Source organism: Ruegeria sp. AD9 (genome assembly GCF_056542305.1).
Map to the genome: position 1 here is coordinate 1 of NZ_JBQFZP010000060.1, position 1,336 is coordinate 1,336.

Annotated in this window: 1 protein-coding gene and 2 pseudogenes; 1 reads left to right on the forward strand and 2 read right to left on the reverse strand. The window is 51.8% G+C overall.

The window, feature by feature from the left end; all coding sequences use genetic code 11:
* Positions 1–94 precede the first annotated feature (94 nt).
* A pseudogene (locus tag ACR0AM_RS21580) lies at positions 95–226 on the reverse strand (IS3 family transposase); the annotation flags it as partial.
* Here ACR0AM_RS21580 and ACR0AM_RS21585 point away from each other — a divergent pair.
* Positions 224–493: pseudogene (locus tag ACR0AM_RS21585) on the forward strand (integrase core domain-containing protein); the annotation flags it as partial. The pseudogenes ACR0AM_RS21580 and ACR0AM_RS21585 sit on opposite strands and share 3 nt — an antisense overlap.
* A 199-nt stretch (positions 494–692) precedes the next feature.
* On the opposite strand, the gene ACR0AM_RS21590 reads toward ACR0AM_RS21585, so the two are convergent.
* Positions 693–1,256, reverse strand: a complete 564-nt coding sequence (locus ACR0AM_RS21590; protein ID WP_480623999.1) for a recombinase family protein — start codon at positions 1,254–1,256, stop codon at positions 693–695.
* Between the last annotated feature and the right edge of the window lie 80 nt (positions 1,257–1,336).

Below are 1,336 nucleotides of genomic sequence, written 5' to 3' on the forward strand. Positions count from 1 at the left end.
AGCAAGTCACTGAACCGGCTGACAACCGAAACCGCCAAACTGGGGAATTTTAACCTGCCCGTTCTGGGGAAATTTGAGATGCCATTGACACGACCGAGTTCAGCTTGCGCTTCACTCTGATCGCAAGGCACTCCCGGCTGTGCTCATCAAGGATGTTCAGCGTCCGAAAAGCTTTGCCATCGTCGGTTCGACAATGAACGAAGTCATAGCTCCATACATGATTGCGATACTGCGATGGGTGCAAGAGACTGGGATCGACTGGCACTATATCGCGCCCGGCAAACCACAGCAGAACGCCTTCGTCGAAAGCTTCAACGGCAAGCTTCGAGATGAATGTCTGAACGAAACGCTCTTCGGCTCACTGGCCGAGGCCCGTAACACGCTGGAAGAATGGCAGGAGGACTACAACACCCACAGACCACATTCGGCGCTCGGAAACCTGACGCCCAGAGAATTTGCTGAGAAAAGAACGATGGACAAACTGGCCGCGTAAGGCCATCAAATCGAACCCAAGGACTCTCCGCGAGGCGGAGGTAACTTGGGGCTCAGGTCAATGAAAAGCCATGTAGTCCATGTGGCAGACTTCCTTATCCATTGTCAGAAGGTGTAATTCTCAGCGTCCCCGGCAGTTATTGGTACGTGTCTTTTCGGCTTTGTTTATCAGCCATTAGTTGCTCATTTTGCTGACCAATTCAGCGCTGCCCTTCCACAGCGACTGACTGATGAGCCTCATTAACGATCCGATAGACCGATCTCTGAGAAATACTTAAGCGCTGGGCGATCTCGTGCTTCTTGTAGCCTTGCCCCAGTAGCTGAAGCACCTCAGAGGCTCTCATACGTGCCGTTGGTTTTCTACCTTTGTATTTACCCTCAGCTTTAGCTTTGGCTATCCCCTCTCTCTGCCGTTCCAGCATCATCTCTCGTTCGAACTGAGCGATGGACCCGAGCACATTCAACATGAGCTTGCCTGTAGCTGTGGACGTATCAAGGGACATATCGAGTACCCTCAGTGCGACGCCTCTCTTTGTGAGCTCATCCACGATCTCGCCTAAATTCCTGACTGAACGAGCAAGGCGGTCAAGCTTAGTGACAATGAGGACATCTCCTTCTCTGCAGTAGCTGAGAGCTTCACTGAGCGCCTCTCTACGGGCAATAGAGGAGACTTGTTCTGAGTAAATTTTCTCGCATCCAACTTCCGAGAGTGTCGTCTGTTGGGCTTCAAGTCCGGCTTGTTGCTCCAGTGTAGTGTCCGTCATCGAATGATTTGGAACACGAGCGTTTGATTGGCTTAGGAGGATCAGGCTCGCCGTAGTTTCAATCTACGCCGCGTTCTGAT

Bases quoted from the DNA above. Each gene is read 5' to 3' on its own strand.
- ACR0AM_RS21590 (WP_480623999.1), bottom strand. From the start codon at position 1,256: ATGACGGACACTACACTGGAGCAACAAGCCGGACTTGAAGCCCAACAG.